Annotated in this window: 1 protein-coding gene; it reads right to left on the bottom strand. The window is 43.5% G+C overall.

Translation table 11 applies throughout. The features are described from left to right. Positions 1–180 precede the first annotated feature (180 nt). The coding region (locus tag AC59IL_RS38905; protein ID WP_496557664.1) for a group II intron maturase-specific domain-containing protein at positions 181–1,219 on the bottom strand (1,039 nt) is incomplete at its 5' end.

Here is a 1,219-nt window from a genome sequence, read left to right as displayed (position 1 = left end):
ATGCAATAAAAGCCAGTAATGCTTTTATTCTCTAATTTAGCGTGTCGGATAGGCGGGGAACATTGCTGTTCCCAACCCTCCTAAGAACCGAACATGCGAGTTTCCCGGCATTCGGCTCAAGTAAGTTTAAACAAAGTGCTGTCCGCACTTGCCGGCAACGGACTTGTCATTGTGAACATTTCAAAGAGCTTGCTTATGGCATTTCGAGTGAAGCAGAATCAAATTAGTGAGGATCGGTAGCCCTCCGTTTGATCCTGCTCTGATAAAGCGAACTACTCCTTTCCTTCCTTGAACAGCTAATGCATCTTTACAGTGAGGGCAAATACCCTCTTGTTTAATTCGTAGCCGTTTAAGCATGGTTCGTCCTTCCCTATTGTTGTGCATATTGGCTGAGAGTCTTTCTTCATAGTATGCATCAAATAAAGGATCGAAGGGATTAGCTGTCGGATTGATCACCGTGTGTCTTCTGATTCGATGATTCTGTGCCCGCGCAAGAACAAAGAAGCTGACCTTTCCATTCTCATCTTTTACACTGCAACTAAAGGAGCGGTTAATATCACCCACCATGTGGAAGTATCGTGCGCTTATCCAGTATTTGCCCTTGTTCGGATGTCGGCGTTTAGCCCATCGCCAAAGGGCATTGTATATCTGGTGATCAACACGTTTAAATACTTCCGTCGATACTATGTGCTTGTGATAGTTAGCCCACCCGCTTATCATGGGATTGAGTCTGCGGATTACATTCTCCTGCGTATAGCTACGCATTTGTTCTATTTCGTTTCGAACTTTTCTAAGAAAGTTTTGGATGTTGGCCTTTGACGGTTTGATCAAGAGCTTGCTTCCTCCATTTCTTAGCATATATCTTCGAACATTCTGACCCAGAAAATTGAAGCCTTTTGTCGTGTGAGTGATCATCGTTTTCTCTTGAGACAATTCGAGACCTCTCTCTTTCAAAAACGATTCAATAACCGGTTTTACCCGCAGCTCCAATAGTTCTTTAGAGAAGCCTGTCACAATAAAGTCGTCAGCGTACCTACAGAGTTTTACGCCGTTTTGATGCACCATCTTCCGGGCATGGTATGCAATTCGACCATACCTATTAGCTGTGCTACCAAATTCCTTATCGAGTATAAGCTCTAGTCCATCAAGAACGAAGTTTGCGAGTAACGGAGAAACTACTCCTCGTACACAATTGGTAGTTTTTATCATCTTGCTCGTT

Source organism: Niastella sp. sgz303648 (assembly GCF_059587045.1).
Note: the sequence above shows the minus strand (reverse complement) of the source record. Positions and strands in the feature narration are given on the sequence as shown.